The following is a 21,439-nucleotide window of genomic DNA, read 5'->3' on the forward strand; positions in this document are numbered from 1 at the left end:
AATTCAGGTGCGAGCCGCCTGCTCATTCATTTCAAGGCCACGGAGGCTGTTATGCTCAGTATCTTCAAACCTGCGCCCCACAGGGCGCGTCTGCCAGAGGCAGAAATAGATCCGCTCTATCGCCGTCTGCGTTGGCAAATCTTCCTGGGGATCTTCTTCGGGTACGCGGCGTACTACCTTGTACGTAAAAACTTCGCGCTCGCCATGCCGTATCTGGTGGAGCAGGGCTTTTCCCGCGGCGATCTGGGGTTCGCGCTGTCGGGGATATCCATCGCCTACGGTTTTTCCAAATTCATCATGGGCTCCGTATCGGATCGCTCGAATCCGCGCGTGTTCCTGCCTGCCGGTCTGATCCTGGCGGCCGCGGTCATGCTGTTCATGGGCTTTGTGCCGTGGGCAACCTCCAGCATTGCCATCATGTTCGTGCTGCTGTTCCTCTGCGGCTGGTTCCAGGGGATGGGGTGGCCACCGTGCGGGCGTACCATGGTGCACTGGTGGTCGCAGAAAGAGCGCGGCGGCATCGTGTCGGTGTGGAACTGCGCCCATAACGTGGGCGGCGGTATTCCGCCTCTGCTGTTCCTGCTGGGGATGGCCTGGTTCAACGACTGGCACGCGGCGCTCTACATGCCTGCCTTTGGCGCCATTCTGGTGGCGATTATTGCCTTCGCCCTGATGCGCGATACGCCGCAGTCCTGCGGCCTGCCGCCGATTGAAGAGTACAAAAACGACTATCCGGATGATTACAGCAAGGAGCATGAAGAAGAGCTGACCGCAAAACAGATCTTCATGAAGTACGTGCTGCCGAACAAGCTGCTGTGGTACATCGCGGTCGCGAACGTGTTCGTTTACCTGCTGCGCTACGGCATCCTCGACTGGTCGCCAACCTACCTGAAAGAGGTGAAGCACTTCGCGCTGGATAAATCCTCCTGGGCGTACTTCCTGTATGAATACGCCGGGATCCCGGGCACGCTGCTTTGCGGCTGGATGTCGGACAAAGTGTTTAAAGGTAACCGCGGTGCGACGGGCGTGTTCTTTATGACGCTGGTGACCATCGCGACGGTCGTTTACTGGCTCAACCCGCCGGGCAACCCATCAGTAGATATGGCCTGCATGATCGTCATCGGCTTCCTGATTTACGGCCCGGTGATGCTGATCGGTCTGCATGCCCTGGAGCTGGCGCCGAAAAAAGCGGCGGGCACGGCGGCGGGCTTTACCGGCCTGTTCGGCTACCTCGGCGGTTCGGTCGCGGCGAGCGCCATTGTGGGCTACACCGTTGACTTCTTCGGCTGGGACGGCGGCTTTATGGTGATGATCGGCGGTAGCGTGCTGGCGGTACTCCTGCTGATTGTTGTGATGATCGGGGAAAAACGTCACCACGCTGAAGTGCTGGCACGTCGTCAATAAGGAGCTTTGCGATGAAATTAACTCAGTTAGCGACAGGCCTGCTGCTGGCGGGCCTGATGACCGGCTCCGCGCTGGCGGCGGATAAAATCGTTATTGCCCACCGCGGCGCGAGCGGCTATCTGCCGGAGCATACGCTGCCGGCGAAAGCGATGGCCTATGCGCAGGGCGCGGATTATCTGGAGCAGGATCTGGTGATGACGAAGGACGACCAGCTGGTCGTCCTGCACGATCACTATCTTGACCGCGTGACGGACGTGGCGGAGCGCTTCCCGGACCGCGCCCGCAAAGATGGCCGCTTCTACGCCATTGACTTCACGCTGGCGGAGATCCGCTCTCTGAAGTTTACCGAAGGCTTCGAGATTGAAAACGGCAAGAAGGTGCAGGTCTATCCGGGACGTTTCCCGATGGGCAAATCTGACTTCCGGATCCATACCTTCCAGGAAGAGATTGAGTTTGTTCAGGGGCTGAACCACTCAACCGGTAAAAACATCGGCATCTATCCGGAAATCAAAGCGCCGTGGTTCCACCATCAGGAAGGGAAGGACATTGCCGCGAAGACGCTGGAGGTGCTGAAACAGTACGGCTACACCAGCAAGAAGGACAAGGTCTACCTGCAGTGTTTTGATGCCGCAGAGCTGAAGCGCATCAAAACCGAGCTGGAGCCGAAGATGGGCATGAACCTCAACCTGGTGCAGCTGATTGCCTACACTGACTGGAATGAAACCCAGGAGAAGCAGCCGGACGGGACGTGGGTGAACTACAACTACGACTGGATGTTTAAGCCGGGCGCGATGAAGCAGATTGCGCAGTACGCCGACGGCATTGGGCCTGATTACCATATGCTCGTGGCGGAAGGCTCAACGCCGGGCCACGTGAAGCTGACGGCGATGGTGAAAGAGGCGCATGCCAGCAAGATGCAAGTGCATCCGTACACCGTGCGTGCAGACCAGCTGCCGCCGTATGCCACGGATGTGAATCAGCTTTATGAGGTGTTGTATAAGCAGGCGGGCGTGGACGGACTGTTTACGGATTTCCCGGATAAAGCGGTGAGCTTTTTGAAGGATTAACGCTGAAATTGCCGGGTGGCGGCTGCGCCTTACCCGGCCTACGAACTGCGGTTTTGTAGGTCGGGTAAGCAAAGCGCCACCCGACACATTCACATCTCGATCTCGATATCGCCTTTTGCCCGGCAGCAGCAGGGCAAAATTTCCCCTTCGTTGATAAAGGCCAGCGGTTCGGTCAGCCAGTCCACCTGGCCGGCGACCAGACGGCAGCGGCACGAGCCGCAATAGCCTTCACGACACTGGTACTCGACCTCCACCTGATGCGCTTCAAGCGCCACCAGCAGGGAAGGGTGCTCTTCCTGGCACAGCACTTCTGTACCCGAAAGGCTCAGCGTGACGCGCGTCATCAGAGCTGGAAATCGCTCAGGTCGTCGGTGTTGACTTCAGAATCAATCTGACCGACCAGATAAGAACTCACTTCCACTTCCTGCGGCGCGACCTGCACGTTATCGGACACCAGCCAGGTGTTGATCCACGGGATAGGGTTAGAGCGCGTCTGGAACGGCAGGTCGAGACCGACAGCCTGCATGCGGATGTTGGTGATGTACTCCACGTACTGGCACAGGATGTCTTTGTTCAGGCCAATCATGGAGCCGTCACGGAACAGGTAGTCTGCCCACTCTTTCTCCTGCTGGGCCGCCAGCACGAACAGGTCGTAGCACTCCTGCTTGCACTCTTCGGCGATGGCCGCCATCTCAGGATCGTCCGTGCCGCTGCGCAGCAGGTTCAGCATGTGCTGGGTACCGGTCAGGTGCAGGGCTTCATCACGGGCAATCAGACGGATGATCTTGGCGTTGCCTTCCATCAGCTTGCGCTCGGCAAAGGCGAAGGAGCAGGCGAAGCTCACGTAGAAGCGGATCGCTTCCAGCGCGTTGACGCTCATCAGGCACAGGTACAGCTGCTTTTTCAGCGCACGCAGGTTTACGGTGATGGTTTTGCCATCCACGTGGTGGGTGCCTTCACCCAGCAGATGCCAGTAGCTGGTCATCTCGATCAGCTCGTCGTAGTAATGAGCAATGCCTTCCGCGCGCTTCTGGATCTGCTCGTTGGTGACGATATCGTCAAACACCACCGCCGGATCGTTCACGATGTTGCGGATAATGTGGGTATAAGAGCGGGAGTGGATCGTCTCGGAGAACGCCCAGGTTTCCACCCAGGTTTCCAGCTCTGGAATCGAGATCAGCGGCAGCAGCGCCACGTTCGGGCTACGGCCCTGAATGGAGTCCAGCAGCGTCTGGTACTTCAGGTTGCTGATGAAGATATGTTTTTCGTGATCCGGCAGAGACTGGTAGTCAATACGGTCGCGGGAGACGTCCACTTCTTCCGGACGCCAGAAGAAGGAGAGTTGCTTTTCAATCAGCTTTTCGAAGATGTCATATTTTTGCTGATCGTAGCGTGCCACGTTGACCGGCTGGCCGAAGAACATCGGCTCTTTGAGCTGGTCGTTTTTCGTCTGTGAAAAGGTGGTATATGCCATTGCGGTGAGTCCTGTTGAGATTTTATTGCCCGGCGGCACTGCGTTTGCCGGGCCTACAAAACCGTAGGCCGGGTAAGCGTAGCGCCACCCGGCGAAGTGCTTAGATCTTACATGCGCCGCTTTCGCAGCCATCGTCCTGAATTGACGGAACCAGGTCGTCCTGCGCGTCTTCCGCACCATCACGGGTGTTGTGATAGTACAGCGTTTTCACGCCAAATTTGTAGGCGGTGAGCAGATCTTTCAGCAGTTGCTGCATCGGAACTTTGCCGGACGGGAAGCGCGTCGGGTCATAGTTGGTATTGGCAGAGATCGACTGGTCGATAAACTTCTGCATGATACCCACCAGCTGCAGGTAACCGTCGTTGTTTGGCATTTCCCACAGCAGCTCGTAGTTGTCACCCAGCGTCTCGTAATCCGGCACCACCTGACGCAGCACGCCGTCTTTCGAGGCTTTGATGCTGACGTGGCCGCGCGGTGGCTCAATGCCGTTGGTGGCGTTAGAGATCTGCGAAGAGGTCTCAGACGGCATCAGGGCAGAGAGCGTGGAGTTACGCAGGCCGTGCGTTTTAATGGACTCGCGCAGGCCTTCCCAGTCGAGATGCAGCGGCTCGCTGACGATCGCATCCAGGTCTTTCTTGTAGGTGTCGATTGGCAGAATGCCTTTCGCGTAGGTGGTTTCGTTGAACCACGGGCACGCGCCTTGCTCTTTCGCCAGCTCGTTGGACGCTTTCATCAGGTAGTACTGAATGGCTTCGAACGTCTGGTGCGTCAGGTTGTTAGCGCTGCCGTCGGAGTAACGCTTGCCGTTTTTCGCCAGCCAGTAGGCGAAGTTGATCACACCGATACCCAGGGTACGGCGGCCCATCGCACCGCGTTTCGCTGCCGGGATTGGGTAATCCTGGTAGTCCAGCAGAGCGTCGAGGGCACGAACTGCCAGCACGGCCAGCTCTTCCAGCTCGTCCAGGCTCTTAATTGCGCCCAGGTTGAATGCGGACAGCGTACACAGCGCAATTTCACCGTTTTCGTCGTTCACATCTTCCAGCGGTTTGGTCGGCAGGGCGATCTCCAGGCACAGGTTAGACTGGCGCACCGGCGCAACGACCGGATCAAACGGGCTGTGGGTGTTGCAGTGGTCAACGTTCTGGATGTAGATACGGCCGGTAGAGGCACGTTCCTGCATCATCAGGGAGAACAGATCGACCGCCTTCACGCGCTGCTTGCGGATGCTGTCGTCTTTTTCGTATTTGGTGTACAGACGCTCGAACTCGTCCTGATCGGCGAAGAACGCGTCGTACAGGCCCGGGACGTCGGACGGGCTGAACAGGGTAATGTCTTCGCCCTTCAGCAGACGGGTGTACATCAGCTTGTTGATCTGCACGCCGTAGTCCATGTGACGCACGCGGTTGCCTTCGACACCACGGTTGTTTTTCAGAACCAGCAGGCTTTCCACTTCCAGGTGCCACATTGGGTAGAACAGGGTCGCAGCACCGCCGCGTACGCCGCCCTGAGAGCAGGATTTTACTGCCGTCTGGAAGTGCTTATAGAACGGGATACAGCCGGTGTGGAACGCTTCACCGCCGCGAATCGGGCTGCCCAGCGCACGAATGCGGCCGGCGTTGATGCCGATACCGGCGCGCTGGGAAACGTATTTCACAATGGCGCTGGAGGTGGCGTTGATGGAATCCAGGCTGTCACCACACTCGATCAGCACGCAGGAGCTGAACTGACGGGTAGGGGTGCGCACGCCAGACATGATTGGCGTCGGCAGAGAAATCTTGAACGTCGATACCGCATCGTAGAAACGCTTCACGTAATCCAGACGGGTATCACGTGGGTAGTTTGAGAACAGGCAGGCGGCCACCAGAATGTAGAGGAACTGGGCGCTTTCGTAGATCTCACCGGTTACACGGTTCTGAACCAGGTATTTGCCTTCGAGCTGCTTCACCGCCGCGTAGGAGAAGTTCATGTCGCGCCAGTGATCGATAAACCCGTTCATCTGCTCGAACTCTTCTTCCGTATAGTCTTCCAGCAGATGCGTGTCGTATTTGCCCAGCTCAACCATTTTCACCACGTGATCGTAAAGCTTCGGCGGCTCAAACTGGCCGTAGGCTTTTTTACGCAGGTGGAAAATCGCCAGACGTGCAGCCAGGTACTGATAATCCGGTGCTTCGCGGGAGATCAGGTCCGCCGCCGCTTTGATGATGGTTTCGTGGATATCAGACGTTTTGATGCCGTCGTAGAACTGAATATGAGAACGCAGTTCAACCTGGGAAATAGATACGTTGTTCAGTCCTTCTGCTGCCCAGTCGAGAACTCGATGGATTTTGTCCAGATTGATACGCTCGGTAGTACCGTCGCGCTTTGTCACCAGCAGACTCTGATTCATGTGGGTTTTACCTGTCCGTGAAATAAAAAATATCCCCCGCTTATCCACAGAACCGTCTTGTGACTAACTCTGTGGATAAATACTACATATAGGGGGTTTGCGATAAGAAAAACGCTATATGGTGAGTATTCTAGTATCGAATCTTTTCAGCACAAGGGTTGATTTTGACGTTAAATTGAGGTTGTGAAAGGGTAAAAAAGGCTAAGTCCTCGTACCGTAAGGCCTGGAAGACATGTCAATAATTAAGAAAAAAAATTCAAAATTTGATCGAGTGCTGATTTCTTCAACGGGAGGTCAGAATTGCGCAACATGATGTCGCGCAATCTTTATAAGAATAACGAATGACGTTAGTCGTTTTTGGCGGTTGTGTGCAACATATAGTTAACATCAACGCCCGGTGCGAGTTTGAATTTATTGGTCAGCGGATTGTAGTGCAGGCCGGTGATGTGCTGCTCTTTGAGCCACGTCTGGTCAACCCAGCTTAACAGCTCCGCCGGCTTGATGAATTTCTTCACGTCGTGCGTGCCTTTCGGCACCATGCGCAGCACATACTCCGCGCCGACGACGGCCATCAACCAGGCTTTAGCGTTGCGGTTGAGGGTTGAGAAGAAGACCTGGCCGCCCGGTTTCACCAGTTTTGCACAGGCGTGCACTACGGACTGTGGATCGGGAACGTGCTCCAGCATCTCCATGCAGGTCACCACATCGTACTGATGGGCATGTTTTGCCGCGTGTTCTTCCACGGTTTCCTGCACGTAGTCTACCTGTATGCCAGACTCCAGCGCGTGAAGACGGGCAACCTGCAGCGGTTCAAAACCCATATCCAGGCCCGTGACGTTCGCCCCTTCGCGCGCCATGCTTTCCGCCAGGATACCGCCGCCGCAGCCGACATCGAGCACTTTTTTACCGAACAGACCGCCAGAACGCTCCGCGATATAGCCCAGACGCAGCGGGTTAATACGGTGCAGCGGTTTGAACTCACCTTCGAGATCCCACCAGCGGGACGCCACCGCTTCAAATTTGGCAATCTCTTCGTGGTCAACGTTGTGAGCCACCGGGGATTTTTCGGCATTCATGGGCGCTTTTACTCCTTATTTAGCAAGACGAATGAGTATATCAGGCAATCCCTGTGAATAAAGCGTATAGGTTTACCTCAATCACCTCGGCTGTGTTATAATTTGCGACCTTTGAATCCGGGATACAGTAGAGGGATAGCGGTTAGATGAGCGACCTTGCGAGAGAAATTACACCGGTTAACATCGAGGAAGAGCTGAAGAGCTCCTATCTGGACTATGCGATGTCGGTCATTGTTGGCCGTGCGCTGCCGGACGTCCGCGATGGCCTGAAGCCGGTACACCGTCGCGTACTATACGCCATGAACGTATTGGGCAATGACTGGAATAAAGCCTATAAAAAATCTGCCCGCGTCGTCGGTGACGTCATCGGTAAATATCACCCGCATGGTGATACCGCCGTTTATGACACCATCGTTCGTATGGCGCAGCCATTCTCCTTGCGCTACATGCTGGTAGATGGCCAGGGTAACTTTGGTTCAGTCGACGGCGACTCCGCTGCAGCGATGCGTTATACGGAAATCCGTATGTCGAAAATCGCTCATGAGCTGATGGCCGACCTGGAAAAAGAGACCGTTGATTTCGTCGATAACTACGACGGCACCGAGCGCATCCCAGATGTGATGCCCACCAAGATCCCGAACCTGTTAGTGAACGGTTCGTCCGGCATCGCGGTCGGTATGGCAACTAACATTCCGCCGCACAATATCACCGAGGTGATCAACGGCTGTCTGGCCTATATCGATGATGAAGACATCAGCATTGAAGGGCTGATGACACACATCCCGGGCCCGGACTTCCCGACGGCGGCGATCATCAACGGTCGTCGCGGTATTGAAGAAGCGTACCGTACCGGCCGCGGCAAGATTTACATCCGTGCCCGCGCCGAAGTGGAAGCGGACGCCAAAACCGGCCGTGAAACCATCATTGTTCACGAGATCCCGTATCAGGTGAACAAAGCGCGTCTGATTGAAAAAATCGCCGAGCTGGTAAAAGAAAAACGTGTTGAAGGCATCAGCGCGCTGCGTGACGAGTCTGACAAAGACGGTATGCGCATCGTGATTGAGATCAAACGCGACGCGGTGGGTGAGGTTGTCCTGAACAACCTGTACTCCCAGACGCAGCTTCAGGTCTCCTTCGGTATCAACATGGTTGCACTGCACCATGGTCAGCCGAAGATCATGAACCTGAAAGAGATCCTGAGCGCGTTCGTCCGTCACCGCCGTGAAGTGGTGACCCGTCGTACTATCTTCGAACTGCGCAAAGCGCGCGACCGTGCGCACATCCTTGAAGCGCTGGCGGTTGCGCTGGCCAACATCGACCCGATCATCGAACTGATCCGTCGTGCACCAACCCCGGCGGAAGCGAAAACTGCGCTGATTTCCCGTCCGTGGGATCTGGGCAACGTCGCCGCGATGCTGGAACGTGCGGGCGATGACGCGGCGCGTCCTGAGTGGCTGGAACCTGAATTCGGCGTGCGTGACGGTCAGTACTACCTGACTGAACAGCAGGCCCAGGCGATTCTGGATCTGCGTCTGCAGAAACTGACCGGCCTTGAGCATGAAAAACTGCTCGACGAATACAAAGAGCTGCTGGAACAGATTGCTGAGCTGCTTCATATTCTGGGCAGCGCAGAGCGCCTGATGGAAGTGATCCGCGAAGAGCTGGAGCTGGTCCGCGATCAGTTCGGCGACGAGCGCCGCACCGAAATCACCGCCAACAGCGCGGACATCAACATCGAAGACCTGATCAACCAGGAAGACGTTGTTGTGACCCTGTCTCACCAGGGCTACGTGAAGTATCAGCCGTTAACCGACTACGAAGCACAGCGTCGTGGCGGTAAAGGCAAGTCTGCAGCACGTATTAAAGAAGAAGACTTCATTGACCGCCTGCTGGTGGCGAACACCCATGACACGATCCTCTGCTTCTCCAGCCGCGGTCGTCTGTACTGGATGAAAGTCTATCAGCTGCCGGAAGCAAGCCGTGGCGCGCGTGGTCGTCCAATCGTTAACCTGCTGCCGCTGGAAGCGAACGAACGTATCACCGCTATCCTGCCGGTACGCGAGTACGAAGAGGGCGTGAACGTCTTTATGGCGACCGCCAGCGGTACCGTGAAGAAGACCGCGCTGACCGAATTCAGCCGTCCGCGTTCTGCCGGTATTATCGCCGTGAACCTGAACGAAGGCGACGAGCTGATTGGCGTGGATCTGACCTCCGGTTCCGATGAAGTGATGCTGTTCTCTGCTGCCGGTAAAGTGGTGCGCTTCAAAGAAGACGCCGTTCGTGCGATGGGTCGTACCGCGACGGGCGTGCGTGGTATCAAGCTGGCTGGCGAAGACAGCGTTGTTTCTCTGATTATTCCGCGCGGTGAAGGGGCTATCCTGACCGTGACGCAGAATGGTTACGGTAAACGTACGGCGGAAGGGGAATACCCAACCAAGTCTCGCGGCACGCAGGGCGTAATCTCCATCAAGGTGACCGAGCGCAACGGTTCCGTTGTCGGCGCGGTGCAGGTGGATGATGCGGACCAGATCATGATGATCACCGATGCCGGTACGCTGGTGCGTACCCGCGTGTCTGAGATCAGCGTGGTGGGTCGTAACACCCAGGGCGTGATCCTCATCCGTACAGCGGAAGATGAAAACGTGGTGGGTCTGCAGCGCGTTGCTGAGCCGGTGGATGACGAAGAGCTCGACTCCATCGACGGTAGCGTCGCGGAAGGCGATGAGGATATCGCGCCGGAAGCCGACACCGACGATGACGTAGCGGATGACGCTGACGAGTAATGTCTCCTGATGCAAAAAAGGGCCGGATTCCGGCCCTTTTCTTTTGCACAAGCAGATAAGTCAACGTTGCGACCTGGCGCGTTTACCGCTACCTTAACCACATTCTTTTGACCCCGACGGCGGAGCCTCGCCCCCTTGAAATACCTCGTCTCCTTTCGTACTACGCTGAAAGTCTCTCGCTATCTGTTTCGGGCGCTGGCGCTCCTGCTTTGGCTGCTGGTAGCCCTGTTCTCGGTGTTTTACATTGTTAACGCCCTGCACCAGAAAGAAGCGGAGATCCGCCAGGAGTTCAACTTAAGCTCCGACCAGGCCCAGCGCTACATTCAGCGGACGTCTGACGTGATGAAGGAGCTGAAGTATATTGCCGAAAATCGTCTGACGGCGGAAAACGGCATCCTTGCGCTTCGCGGGCGTGATGACAAAACCGAAGTCCCGGACTTCCAGCCGCTGTTCCCGGATTCCGATTGCTCCACCATGAGCAATACCTGGCGCGGCTCTCTGGAATCGCTCGCCTGGTTTATGCGCTACTGGCGCGACAATTTCTCCGCGGCCTATGACCTGAACCGCGTCTTCCTGATTGGCAGCGAGAATCTCTGCATGGCTGACTTTGGCCTGCGCGACGTGCCCGTTGAGCGTGACGATGCGCTGAAAAGCCTGCATGAACGTATTGTGAAATACCGCAATGCACCGCAGGACGAACGCGGCAATAACATCTTCTGGGTGAGCCAGGGCCCGCGTCCGGGCGTGGGCTATTTCTACGCCCTGACGCCGGTTTATCTGGGCAATCGCCTGCAGGCGCTGCTGGGGATTGAGCAGACGATTCGCATGGAAAACTTCTTCACCCCGGGCAGCCTGCCCATGGGCGTGACCATTCTGGATGAAAACGGTCATCAGCTGATCTCACTTGCCGGGCCTGATAACCGTCTGAACGTCGAACCGCACTGGATGCAGGAGCGGTCGTGGTTTGGCTATACCTCAGGTTTCCGCGAGCTGGTGCTGAAGAAGAGCCTGCCGCCTTCGTCGCTTAGTATCGTCTATTCGCTGCCGGTGGATATGGTGCTTGAGCGGATACGCATTCTGATCATGAATGCGATTCTGCTCAACCTGCTGGCGGGGGGCGCGCTGTTTACGCTGGCGCGCATGTATGAGCGGAAAATCTTTATTCCTGCCGAAAGCGACGCCCAGCGACTGGAGGAACACGAGCAGTTTAACCGCAAGATTGTTGCCTCGGCGCCGGTGGGGATCTGTATTCTGCGTACCCAGGACGGGACCAATATCCTGAGTAACGAACTGGCACATAACTACCTGAACATGCTGACGCACGAAGACCGGCAGAGGCTGACGCAAATTATCTGCGGTCAGCAGGTTAACTTTGTCGACGTGTTGACCAGTACGCACACCAACCTGCAGATCAGCTTTGTGCATTCCCGCTATCGCAATGAAAACGTGGCGATTTGCGTGCTGGTGGATGTCTCCGCGCGCGTGAAGATGGAAGAGTCGTTGCAGGAGATGGCGCAGGCGGCAGAGCAGGCCAGCCAGTCGAAGTCCATGTTCCTTGCCACCGTCAGTCACGAGCTGCGTACGCCGCTGTACGGGATTATCGGTAACCTCGATCTGCTGCAGACCAAGGAATTGCCGAAAGGCGTTGACCGGCTGGTGACGGCGATGAACAACTCCTCCAGCCTGTTGCTGAAGATCATCAGCGATATTCTCGACTTCTCTAAAATCGAGTCCGAGCAGCTGAAAATCGAGCCGCGCGAGTTTTCGCCGCGCGAGGTGATGAACCATATCAGCGCCAACTATCTCCCGCTGGTGGTGCGTAAACAGCTGGGGCTCTACTGCTTTATCGAACCGGACGTGCCGCTGACGCTGCACGGCGATCCGATGCGCCTGCAGCAGGTCATCTCTAACCTGCTCAGCAACGCCATTAAATTCACCGATACCGGCTGTATTGTGCTGCACGTCTGCCGGGCGGGGGATTACCTGAGCATTCGCGTGCGCGACACGGGCGTCGGCATCCCGGCGAAGGAAGTGGTTCGCCTGTTCGACCCGTTTTTCCAGGTCGGTACCGGCGTGCAGCGTAACTTCCAGGGAACCGGACTGGGGCTGGCGATTTGTGAGAAGCTCGTCAGCATGATGGATGGCGATATCTCCGTGGATACCGAGCCCGGCATGGGCAGCCAGTTCACCATCCGCATTCCGCTCTATTCGGCGCAGTATCCGGCAAAAGCCACGGTAGACGGGCTGAGCGATAAGCGCTGCTGGCTGGCGGTGCATAACGCCTCGCTGAATGACTATCTGACGGCACTGCTTACCCACAGCGGCGTGAGGGTGTGCCGCTATGAAGGTCAAACACCGGACGTGGACGATGTGCTGATCGCCGACGAGATGCTGGAACAGCCGTGGCAGGGGAGAGGGTCAGTGCTCTTCTGCCGTCGCCACATCGGTATCCCGGTTGAGCGTGCACCAGGGGAATGGGTACACAGTGTCGCCACCCCGCACGAGCTGTTGAGCCTGCTGGCACGCATCTACAAAGTGGAACTGGAAGAGAGCGACGGTGCGGGCGGACTGCCGTCACCGGAGTCTCTGGCGTCGGTGAATGACGATATGATGATTCTGGTGGTGGATGACCATCCGATTAACCGTCGCCTGCTGGCTGACCAGCTTGGATCGCTGGGCTACCAGTGCAAAACCGCCAATGACGGCGTGGATGCGCTGAACGTGCTGAGTAAAAATCATATTGATATCGTGCTGAGCGACGTCAACATGCCTAACATGGACGGCTACCGTCTGACGCAGCGCATCCGACAGCTTGGCCTGACGTTGCCAGTGGTGGGCGTAACGGCGAACGCGCTGGCGGAAGAGAAGCAGCGCTGTCTGGAGTCAGGCATGGACAGCTGTCTGTCGAAACCGGTGACGCTGGACGTGCTGAAGCAGACATTGTCGATTTACGCGGAGCGCGTGAGAAAAACGCGGATATAAAAAAGGCCCGGAAGGGCCTTTTTTAATTGCCCGGCGGCACTGCGCTTGCGCGGGCCTGCGGGTTTTGTAGGCCGGGTAAGCGCGAGCGCCACCCGGCATAAACAGCGGAGATCAATCCTTGTCGGTTGCGCTCAGCGTGACGGAGGAGAGATAGTTCAGCAGAGCAATATCGTTATCCACGCCCAGCTTCATCATCGCTGATTTCTTCTGGCTGCTGATGGTTTTAATACTGCGGTTCAGCTTCTTGGCAATCTCGGTCACCAGGAAACCTTCTGCGAACAGGCGCAGAACTTCACTCTCTTTCGGCGACAGGCGTTTGTCACCGTAGCCACCCGCGCTGATTTTTTCCAGCAGACGAGAAACGCTTTCAGGCGTGAACTTCTTGCCTTTCTGCAGCGCCGCAAGCGCTTTAGGCAGATCGGTCGGTGCGCCTTGTTTCAGCACAATCCCTTCGATGTCCAGATCCAGTACTGCGCTCAGGATCGCCGGGTTGTTGTTCATGGTCAGAACAATGATCGAGATATCCGGGAAGTGACGTTTAATATATTTGATGAGCGTGATCCCATCACCGTATTTGTCTCCAGGCATGGAGAGATCGGTAATGAGCACGTGTGCATCAAGCTTTGGGAGGTTATTGATCAGTGCTGTAGAGTCTTCAAATTCACCGACTACATTCACCCACTCGATCTGTTCAAGTGATTTGCGAATACCGAACAGTACAATCGGATGGTCATCGGCAATAATTACGTTCATATTGTTCATGTATAAGGCTACCTTGCTACAGCAAGCTTTTGACGTAGGCGTCAATGTCGCTGATGTATTTTTCAATGCCAGAGGCATCTTTCTCACGAATTAGATGTTCCAGCGTTTCACATAACTGCTTGCCGGGAACCAGATTAAGCATGGCAAACACCCCTTTAAGCCGGTGTGCTGTCTGTGCCAGCGCTGCAAAATCATTCGCAGCGGACTCAGTATACAACCGCTTAACATCATCTGGTACTGTATCAACAAAGAGTGAATAGTATCCGCTGGCGTGAAGCTCGGCATTTTCATTACCGCCTAACGGTGATTCCGCTATCTCTTCCTGCGCCAGCTGCTCTTCTATTAGTTGTAGTACAGCTTCCTGCATCGCATTGCTTATATTAAAGTTGACGCGCAGCTGGCCAGGGCCGATTTTCCGCACGCCTGACTCATCATCGCTTAAAAGCAAGCCGGAGGCAGTAAGATTAGACGGATTATCAGTTAAAAACAGATCAAATTCTTGACTTGCAAGTCTTTCGTCCGGCGTGATGCAGGCCGCACCCCAGTTTTCTAACTGACGAACGACAATATTGCGGATCTCGTTCGACGTAACATCGACCATCACCACGACATCATCCAGCAGACGCTCTTCATCTTCTTCCTGCGGATTGGCCGCCATTTTCACGTGCAGAGAATAGCGGGTGCCGAGAGACTCACGGGCCTTGATATTGAGATGGCCGCCGAGCTTACGCGCCAGCTGATCGCACAGCCAGAAGGTTAGGGCATTTGCCTTGCCGTAACGATCGCTTTGCGTGTCATTCAGGAACGGGAAGTGCAGATTATCAATTTCACTCGTGGTGACGCCTTCCCCGGTGTCCAGGATGCGGAACGTCAGGCGGTCTTCTGCCGACTCCTCCGTACTGACTTCGAGGGTGATCTTGCCGATCTGCGTGGTGGTTACCGCGTACTGAATAATCATCAACAGTATGCGGCGCAGCGCTTCACGATCGCCGTGGCGCTCATCATTTGCCGGAAGATTGTTATTGATCAGCAGCTGCAGCCCTTTGCGCTTAATCACGGGCAGGACTTCCGGAACCACTTCATCGATCAGATCCTGAATGGAGAAGAGGGTGGGGGTTCCCTTCCAGAAATCATTCTCCAGCATGTTCGCCAGCTGGATCTCATCAACCATTCTGACCAGCGAGTCGGCCTGACAGGCAAGCTGGTGGCTTTCTGACGTATTTAACGCCGCCGCCTGGGTCGCCAGCGTTTTTAACGGCTGCTTGAAGGCATCGCCAATGTTCTGCATAAATGCGGCGCGCCCCTGCTGGTTTTTCTCATACAGTCTTTGCGCCTGCTTGAGCTTTTTATTCACCAGCACTTCGCGATCCTGATCGCGGATGATGAAGATTTGCGTACGTGAAGCCACCTGGCTGCGGAACTGGCGGATCTCGTACAGTTCATTATTGATGGTGGCCTGAATCACCCCCTGGTGCTGATCCGCCATGGTGGTGATGTTCTGCAGGTTAAGATGCGGCAGCAGATGGTCGGCAATTTTATTGCTCATTACCGTACGATTTGCTTCCTGATCGTGAACTAAGACCCCAAGCGGCAGCACGGAAACAATCTCTTCATTCAGCGCGCGTAATACGCGCAGCTCATTGCTGGTACCGGCCGGGACCGCCGCGGCGTCGCTCTGACGCCCCGACTGGAAGCGGAAGGTGCTGTAGCCAAACAGCGCCAGCGCCAGCAGACCGATATTCAGCAGCAGAGGCAGCAGGATATTTTGCAGCGTGTCGAGTAACAGCGTGCCAAACGGCACTTGCCACACCAGACGCATACCGGTCGAGTTCAGGGATGAGGCAATTTCGATTTTTGAACCGTTAAAGGAGATCGATACGCTCTCTGCGGCCTCTTTGTCAGACGCCGCACGCATGTTCTGGGTGCTGCTGTCGGGCTCCAGACGGAAGCTATCGAGCGGCATATCCGGCGGGATTAAATCATTAATGGGTAAATCGAAGGCGACCACCGTCGCCAGATGCCCTGGCTGGTTGAAGGTGGTGCGCAGAGTAAAATAATGACCGTTTTGCCAGGCCAGGCGGCGCAGGGAAGAGAAGCTTTCACGTTCATCAAGGGCGTTCGCCTGCTGCAGCATCTCTGCCCGGCGGGAATCGACGATGCTGCCCACGGTGGTCTCTTTAAACCCGGAAGAGAGATCTTTTAACGGCAGCGTTGAGATCAGGATCATGCTGTTGTCCTGACCGTTCAGATAGTACATCGACCATGGCACCGTTTCGGCACCCCAGAGGGTATCCAGATAGGTCGAAATACGCTGCGTCATCTCAAGCGTCGCGCTGTCGTGAGAGCCAAAAATAAGCGCCTCAGTCTTACGCTGCGGTTTTTCGAGGTAATAGACATCCTGCTTAAGCCGTGTCTCCTGAAGTCCATCTCCGGATGAGGAGGCCGGTGCAGCTGCAATATTGTCGTAAATCTGCCAGGTGGCGTAGCGCCAGGTATCGATGCGCTTATGCACGGCGTGGGTGATATCGACGACCTGATAGCTCTTGTCCTTCAGCCAGGCATTAACCGCGCTTTGTACCATCACCCCCATGGTCACTAACAGCACAACGATCAAAAGAAGAAAGAAACGGGTGATGCTCCCGGGGAGGAGGGAGAATTTGCTCGGGGCGGTGGTTTCAGTCTGACTCATTGATATCTTTAACCCGTCATGGTCATGCTCTGTGGCGATAGGGCAGTATAAAGGGTAATAACTGAATTTCCAGCGCCACTGTCCGGGAAAAGGCGACTTTTTCAACGGACAATATCGGCGGCGGGCGGCGCAGTAAACATGTACAAACACGCCGTGCGCGTACAAATAATAAGTGCGCTTAGCCAGCAAATAGCACGAATTAACAAGAAATTAAGTTTTACATCAATTGTGTGTTCGCGAAGGACGGCCGATGAGAATTTAGTTAATAGTCGTTACAATTTCGGTGAGGTAGCACAAAAAACGAGAAGTTACGTAAAGAAAGGTAAAAAAAAACCGAATGCGAAGCATCCGGCTCAATTAGGGATAAACAGACATTCAAAACTGAATGACGGTAATAAATAAAGTTAATGATGATAGCGAGAGATATTTTAGAGATTAGGTGAGATCTTGTTTTGTCATTCAGTGCTGTAATGATTTTTATTATAACTTGTTGATTATTATTGGTATGTTTTTTCTTTTGATTATAAGTGCTAAATTTCTAAGCTATTTGTGCTTTGTAAAAGTTCCTTGATATTTACATTTTGAAACATGTTGATGGATAAATGAAACATCTTCAAAGTTTTCGTATCATATTCGCGTTGGATTATTCTGTAATTTTGCGGAGAATGAAATTGCCGACTGGTTAATGAGGGTTAACCAGTAAGCAGTGGCAATTATAAGGCATATAACAGAGGGTTAATAAAATGAAAGTTAAAGTACTGTCCCTCCTGGTACCAGCACTCCTGGTGGCAGGCGCAGCAAATGCGGCCGAAATTTATAACAAAGATGGCAACAAATTAGATCTGTACGGTAAAGTTGATGGTCTGCACTATTTCTCCGATGACGACAGCGCTGATGGCGACCAGACCTACATGCGTCTTGGCTTCAAAGGCGAAACCCAGGTTAACGATCAGCTGACCGGTTACGGCCAGTGGGAATACCAGATTCAGGGTAACTCAGGTGAGAATGAAAACAACGCCTGGACCCGTGTGGCGTTTGCCGGTCTGAAATTTGGTGACGCGGGTTCTTTCGACTACGGTCGTAACTACGGCGTAGTTTACGATGTAACTTCCTGGACCGACGTTCTGCCAGAATTCGGCGGTGACACCTACGGTTCTGACAACTTCATGCAGCAGCGTGGTAACGGCTTTGCGACCTATCGTAACAGCGATTTCTTCGGCCTTGTTGATGGCCTGAACTTTGCTGTTCAGTATCAAGGTAAAAACGGTAGCGTAAGCGGTGAGGACCAGACCAACAACGGTCGTGAAGCACTGCGTCAGAACGGTGATGGCGTTGGCGGTTCTATCACTTATAACCTGGGCGAAGGCTTCGGTATTGGTACTGCCGTGTCCAGCTCTAAGCGCACCAGTTCCCAGAACGACCTGGGCTTCGGTACTGGCGACCGTGCTGAAACCTATACCGGCGGTCTGAAATACGACGCGAACAACATCTACCTGGCTGCTCAGTATACTCAGACCTACAACGCGACTCGCGCAGGCGATCTGGGTTGGGCCAACAAAGCGCAGAACTTTGAAGTGGTTGCTCAGTACCAGTTCGACTTCGGCCTGCGTCCATCCGTGGCTTACCTGCAGTCTAAAGGCAAAGACATCGAAGGTTACGGCGATCAGGATCTGCTGAAATATGTTGATGTGGGTGCGACTTACTACTTCAACAAAAACATGTCCACCTACGTGGATTACAAAATCAACCTGGTTGATGAAAATGACTTCACCCGTCAGGCGGGTATCGGTACTGACGATATCGTCGCGCTGGGCCTGGTTTACCAGTTCTAATCGCGTTAACGTGTGACGTAAGGGGGCCTGATGGCCCCCTTTTTTGTGCTTGCTGGATTCTCACAACGCCCCTTTTTTGGTGTACTCTTGCCGCCCTGGCATGAGGATAATAATGAATGGACATGACTTTTTTACGCGCCAGCTTTCTGGCTATGCTTTTTTTCCTGACCGCGTGTAACGATCCCGCGACCGTGGCGAAAACCGATGCACCTGCCGCGACGGTGCTCGAAGGTAAAACGATGGGCACCTTCTGGCGCGTCAGCGTGATGAACCTCGATAAAACACGCACGGATGAACTTCGCGGCAAAATCCAGTCGCAGCTGGACGCCGACGATCAGCTGCTGTCGACCTATAAAAATGACTCGGCGCTGATGCGCTTTAACCTCTCGACCAGCACTTCTCTGTGGCCGGTGAGCGAGGCGATGGCCGATATCGTGACCGAGGCAATGCGCGTGGGTTATAAAACCAACGGGGCGATGGATGTGACCGTCGGTCCTCTGGTGAACCTCTGGGGATTTGGCCCCAATAAACAGCCGGTGAAGACGCCCGAACAGGCGGCCATTGATGACGCCCGCGCCCGGACAGGGCTACAGCATCTGACCGTGATCAACCAGTACGGGCAGCAGTACCTGCAAAAAGATATCCCCGATCTGTTTGTCGATCTGTCAACGGTCGGGGAAGGCTATGCGGCGGATCATCTTGCTGCACTGATGGCGCAGGAAGGAATTTCCCGATATCTGGTCTCGGTGGGCGGCGCGTTGGTCAGTCGGGGTATGAACGCCAGCGATAAACCGTGGCGCGTAGCGATTCAAAAACCAACCGATCGGCAAAATGCCGTGCAGGCGATAGTGGATATCAACGGACATGGCATCAGCACCTCCGGAAGCTATCGCAACTATTACGAGCTTGACGGGAAGCGTATTTCGCACGTGATTGATCCGCAGACCGGACGCCCCATCACGCATAACCTGGTCTCGGTAACGGTCATTGCCCCCACCGCGCTGGAAGCGGATGCCTGGGATACCGGATTAATGGTTCTCGGCCCGGAAAAAGCCAAAGAGGTGGTCCGTCAGGAAGGGCTGGCGGTTTATATGATCACCAAAGAGGGCGACGGGTTCAAAACCTGGAGCTCGCCGCAGTTCAACAGTTTCCTGGTCAGCGACAAAAATTAAAAAGCAAGGTTGCGGGTTTTTTATCGGTGGCGCTCAGGCACGCTCTATGTATGCTTATACAAGGAGCCGATCATGAAAAACCCAACCTTAATGACCGATGAGGATCGCTGGCAGGCCGTGCTGGCCCGCGATCCGCTCGCAGACGATCAGTTTGTCTTCGCCGTGCAGACGACGGGTATTTTCTGCCGCCCGTCATGCCGTGCCCGCCACGCGCTGCGTAAAAATGTCCGCTTTTATCCCGATGCCTGGCACGCCGCTCAGGCGGGCTTTCGTCCGTGCAAGCGCTGCATGCCGGACAAACGCGATCCGCAGGCGCAGAAGCTGGCAAAAGTGGAACATGCCTGCCGGCTTCTGGAGCAGGATCCCGCGTTAACCCTGGAGAGACTGGCGGAGCAGGTTGCCATGAGTCCTTTCCATTTCCACCGCCTGTTTAAGTCGGTGACCGGCATGACGCCCAAAGCCTGGCAGCAGGCGGCGCGGGGTCAGCGTCTGCGCACCGCGCTTGCGCAGGGAGACAAAATTACCGATGCCGTGCTGGCGGCGGGATTTCCCGACAGCAGCAGCTATTATCGTAAAGCCAACGATGCGTTGGGCATGACGGCGAAGCAGTACCGTAAAGGAGAGGTGGCCGTGCGGTATGCCATCCATGACTGTTCGCTAGGACGCTGTCTGGTCGCCGAAAGCGAGCGGGGGATCTGCGCGATTCTGCTGGGTGACACCGATGCGGAAGTCACCGCAGAGCTTGCCACGCAATTTCCAAAAGCTACGCACGCGCCGCTGGACGACGCCTTTGTGCAGCGGATCCACCAGGTCATTGCCAGTATTGATAACCGCGACGTACCGCTTGCGCTGCCGCTGGATATTCGCGGTACCGCGTTCCAGCAGCGCGTCTGGCAGGCCCTTCGCACTATTCCCTGCGGCGAAACGGCAAGCTACCAGCAGGTGGCGCAGGCGATTGGCCAACCCGGTGCGGTACGCGCCGTAGCAGGCGCCTGTGCGGCAAACACGCTGGCAATTGTGATCCCCTGTCATCGGGTGGTTCGCAACGACGGTGCGCTGTCGGGCTATCGCTGGGGGACGGCGCGAAAAGCGCTATTACTGAAACGTGAGGCGAAACGCCGGGAGGAATAATGCTCGATCTTTTTGCGGATGCTGAACCCTGGCAGGAACCGCTTGCGCCAGGGGCGGTGATCCTGCGCCGCTTTGCTCTCTCCCGTGCGGCGGCGTTGCTTGCCGGTATTGAAGAGGTCACGGCGGTTTCACCGTTTCGCCATATGGTGACGCCGGGCGGCTACACCATGTCGGTGGCCATGGCCAACTGCGGCGAACTGGGCTGGGCGACAAACGAACGTGGGTATGTGTATGCTCCAAACGATCCCACGACCGACCGGCCGTGGCCTCCCATGCCTGAGGTTTTTCAGGCACTTTGTCACGAGGCTGCCGTGGCGGCGGATTATCCGGATTTTCGTCCTGATGCCTGTCTGATTAACCGCTACGCCGTCGGTGCGAAGCTCTCGCTGCATCAGGACAAGGATGAGCCCGATCTGCGCGCGCCTATCGTTTCGGTATCGTTAGGCCTGCCTGCCGTCTTTCAGTTTGGGGGATTACGCCGCAACGATCCGCTCAAACGCATTATGCTGGAACATGGCGATGTGGTGGTGTGGGGCAGGGAATCGCGGCTTTATTATCACGGCATTCAGCCGCTGAAACCCGGCGTCCACCCCCTCACGGGGGAGTACCGCTTTAATCTGACCTTCCGTCAGGCTGGGATGCGTAAACTAAAATAAGAATTATTCTTGATGTCCGCGCAGG

The 21,439-nt window shown here is 55.4% G+C and carries 14 protein-coding genes; 8 read left to right on the plus strand and 6 right to left on the minus strand.

The annotated features are described in order from the left end of the window. Positions 1-51 precede the first annotated feature (51 nt). Positions 52-1,404 carry a glycerol-3-phosphate transporter gene (gene glpT, locus BFG58_RS20240; RefSeq protein ID WP_045354273.1) on the plus strand — a complete coding sequence of 451 codons (1,353 nt, stop codon included), beginning with the start codon at positions 52-54 and terminating at the stop codon, positions 1,402-1,404. Between the two features lie 11 nt (positions 1,405-1,415). Beyond that, positions 1,416-2,471 carry a glycerophosphodiester phosphodiesterase gene (gene glpQ, locus BFG58_RS20245; protein ID WP_048029690.1) on the plus strand — a complete coding sequence of 352 codons (1,056 nt, stop codon included), beginning with the start codon at positions 1,416-1,418 and terminating at the stop codon, positions 2,469-2,471. A gap of 89 nt (positions 2,472-2,560) precedes the next feature. Here glpQ and yfaE read toward each other — a convergent pair whose 3' ends face one another. The 4 genes from yfaE to ubiG all read right to left on the minus strand — a co-directional run bounded on the left by yfaE (position 2,561) and on the right by ubiG (position 7,407). After that, positions 2,561-2,815, minus strand: coding sequence for a class I ribonucleotide reductase maintenance protein YfaE (gene yfaE / locus BFG58_RS20250; RefSeq protein WP_025757202.1), 255 nt, complete (start codon positions 2,813-2,815; stop codon positions 2,561-2,563). Next, complete coding sequence (gene nrdB / locus BFG58_RS20255; RefSeq protein ID WP_045908711.1) at positions 2,815-3,945, minus strand: class Ia ribonucleoside-diphosphate reductase subunit beta; 1,131 nt, start codon at positions 3,943-3,945, stop codon at positions 2,815-2,817. The genes yfaE and nrdB overlap by 1 nt, the downstream gene beginning before the upstream one ends. Positions 3,946-4,045: 100 nt before the next feature. Continuing rightward, positions 4,046-6,331 carry a class 1a ribonucleoside-diphosphate reductase subunit alpha gene (nrdA, locus tag BFG58_RS20260; protein WP_045908710.1) on the minus strand — a complete coding sequence of 762 codons (2,286 nt, stop codon included), beginning with the start codon at positions 6,329-6,331 and terminating at the stop codon, positions 4,046-4,048. A 347-nt stretch (positions 6,332-6,678) separates the two neighbouring features. Then, positions 6,679-7,407: a bifunctional 2-polyprenyl-6-hydroxyphenol methylase/3-demethylubiquinol 3-O-methyltransferase UbiG gene (gene ubiG, locus BFG58_RS20265; protein ID WP_045908709.1), complete on the minus strand. Its 729-nt coding sequence runs from the start codon at positions 7,405-7,407 to the stop codon at positions 6,679-6,681. Positions 7,408-7,553: 146 nt separating this feature from the next. Here ubiG and gyrA point away from each other — a divergent pair, with 146 nt between their 5' ends. Both gyrA and rcsC read left to right on the plus strand, forming a co-directional pair. Then, the gene (gyrA, locus tag BFG58_RS20270; RefSeq protein ID WP_048224205.1) at positions 7,554-10,190 is read left to right on the plus strand and encodes a DNA topoisomerase (ATP-hydrolyzing) subunit A; all 2,637 of its coding nucleotides are present in this window, start codon (positions 7,554-7,556) and stop codon (positions 10,188-10,190) included. A 135-nt stretch (positions 10,191-10,325) separates the two neighbouring features. Then, positions 10,326-13,172 carry a two-component system sensor histidine kinase RcsC gene (gene rcsC / locus BFG58_RS20275; RefSeq protein ID WP_048224202.1) on the plus strand — a complete coding sequence of 949 codons (2,847 nt, stop codon included), beginning with the start codon at positions 10,326-10,328 and terminating at the stop codon, positions 13,170-13,172. 111 nt (positions 13,173-13,283) lie between these two features. Here rcsC and rcsB read toward each other — a convergent pair whose 3' ends face one another. Both rcsB and rcsD read right to left on the minus strand, forming a co-directional pair. Continuing rightward, positions 13,284-13,934 (minus strand): response regulator transcription factor RcsB, encoded by a 651-nt coding sequence (rcsB, locus tag BFG58_RS20280; RefSeq protein WP_003859405.1) that lies wholly within the window; start codon positions 13,932-13,934, stop codon positions 13,284-13,286. Positions 13,935-13,950: 16 nt separating this feature from the next. Then, the gene (gene rcsD / locus BFG58_RS20285; RefSeq protein WP_045908706.1) at positions 13,951-16,623 is read right to left on the minus strand and encodes a phosphotransferase RcsD; all 2,673 of its coding nucleotides are present in this window, start codon (positions 16,621-16,623) and stop codon (positions 13,951-13,953) included. A 743-nt stretch (positions 16,624-17,366) separates the two neighbouring features. Between rcsD and BFG58_RS20290 the strand changes: the two genes are divergently transcribed. The 4 genes from BFG58_RS20290 (at position 17,367) to alkB (ending at position 21,414) form a co-directional block, all read left to right on the plus strand. Beyond that, positions 17,367-18,455, plus strand: coding sequence for a porin OmpC (locus BFG58_RS20290; RefSeq protein WP_048029692.1), 1,089 nt, complete (start codon positions 17,367-17,369; stop codon positions 18,453-18,455). A gap of 116 nt (positions 18,456-18,571) precedes the next feature. Continuing rightward, positions 18,572-19,627, plus strand: coding sequence for an FAD:protein FMN transferase ApbE (gene apbE / locus BFG58_RS20295; RefSeq protein WP_045908705.1), 1,056 nt, complete (start codon positions 18,572-18,574; stop codon positions 19,625-19,627). Positions 19,628-19,699: 72 nt separating this feature from the next. Then, complete coding sequence (ada, locus tag BFG58_RS20300) at positions 19,700-20,758, plus strand: bifunctional DNA-binding transcriptional regulator/O6-methylguanine-DNA methyltransferase Ada (RefSeq protein WP_069720455.1); 1,059 nt, start codon at positions 19,700-19,702, stop codon at positions 20,756-20,758. After that, the gene (gene alkB, locus BFG58_RS20305) at positions 20,758-21,414 is read left to right on the plus strand and encodes a DNA oxidative demethylase AlkB (RefSeq protein ID WP_069720456.1); all 657 of its coding nucleotides are present in this window, start codon (positions 20,758-20,760) and stop codon (positions 21,412-21,414) included. The genes ada and alkB overlap by 1 nt, the downstream gene beginning before the upstream one ends. Positions 21,415-21,439 lie beyond the last annotated feature (25 nt).

It is taken from the genome of Enterobacter sp. ku-bf2, assembly GCF_001742765.1.
GTDB classification, from domain to species: Bacteria; Pseudomonadota; Gammaproteobacteria; order Enterobacterales; family Enterobacteriaceae; genus Enterobacter; species Enterobacter quasiroggenkampii.

What these genes read in the sequence shown, in the direction of transcription:
- glpT (WP_045354273.1), top strand. Translation starts at nt 52, where the DNA reads ATGCTCAGTATCTTCAAACCTGCGCCCCACAGGGCGCGTCTGCCAGAG.
- glpQ (WP_048029690.1), top strand. Translation starts at nt 1,416, where the DNA reads ATGAAATTAACTCAGTTAGCGACAGGCCTGCTGCTGGCGGGCCTGATG.
- yfaE (WP_025757202.1), bottom strand. Translation starts at nt 2,815, where the DNA reads ATGACGCGCGTCACGCTGAGCCTTTCGGGTACAGAAGTGCTGTGCCAG.
- nrdB (WP_045908711.1), bottom strand. Translation starts at nt 3,945, where the DNA reads ATGGCATATACCACCTTTTCACAGACGAAAAACGACCAGCTCAAAGAG.
- nrdA (WP_045908710.1), bottom strand. Translation starts at nt 6,331, where the DNA reads ATGAATCAGAGTCTGCTGGTGACAAAGCGCGACGGTACTACCGAGCGT.
- ubiG (WP_045908709.1), bottom strand. Translation starts at nt 7,407, where the DNA reads ATGAATGCCGAAAAATCCCCGGTGGCTCACAACGTTGACCACGAAGAG.
- gyrA (WP_048224205.1), top strand. Translation starts at nt 7,554, where the DNA reads ATGAGCGACCTTGCGAGAGAAATTACACCGGTTAACATCGAGGAAGAG.
- rcsB (WP_003859405.1), bottom strand. Translation starts at nt 13,934, where the DNA reads ATGAACAATATGAACGTAATTATTGCCGATGACCATCCGATTGTACTG.
- rcsD (WP_045908706.1), bottom strand. Translation starts at nt 16,623, where the DNA reads ATGAGTCAGACTGAAACCACCGCCCCGAGCAAATTCTCCCTCCTCCCC.
- BFG58_RS20290 (WP_048029692.1), top strand. Translation starts at nt 17,367, where the DNA reads ATGAAAGTTAAAGTACTGTCCCTCCTGGTACCAGCACTCCTGGTGGCA.
- apbE (WP_045908705.1), top strand. Translation starts at nt 18,572, where the DNA reads ATGGACATGACTTTTTTACGCGCCAGCTTTCTGGCTATGCTTTTTTTC.
- ada (WP_069720455.1), top strand. Translation starts at nt 19,700, where the DNA reads ATGAAAAACCCAACCTTAATGACCGATGAGGATCGCTGGCAGGCCGTG.
- alkB (WP_069720456.1), top strand. Translation starts at nt 20,758, where the DNA reads ATGCTCGATCTTTTTGCGGATGCTGAACCCTGGCAGGAACCGCTTGCG.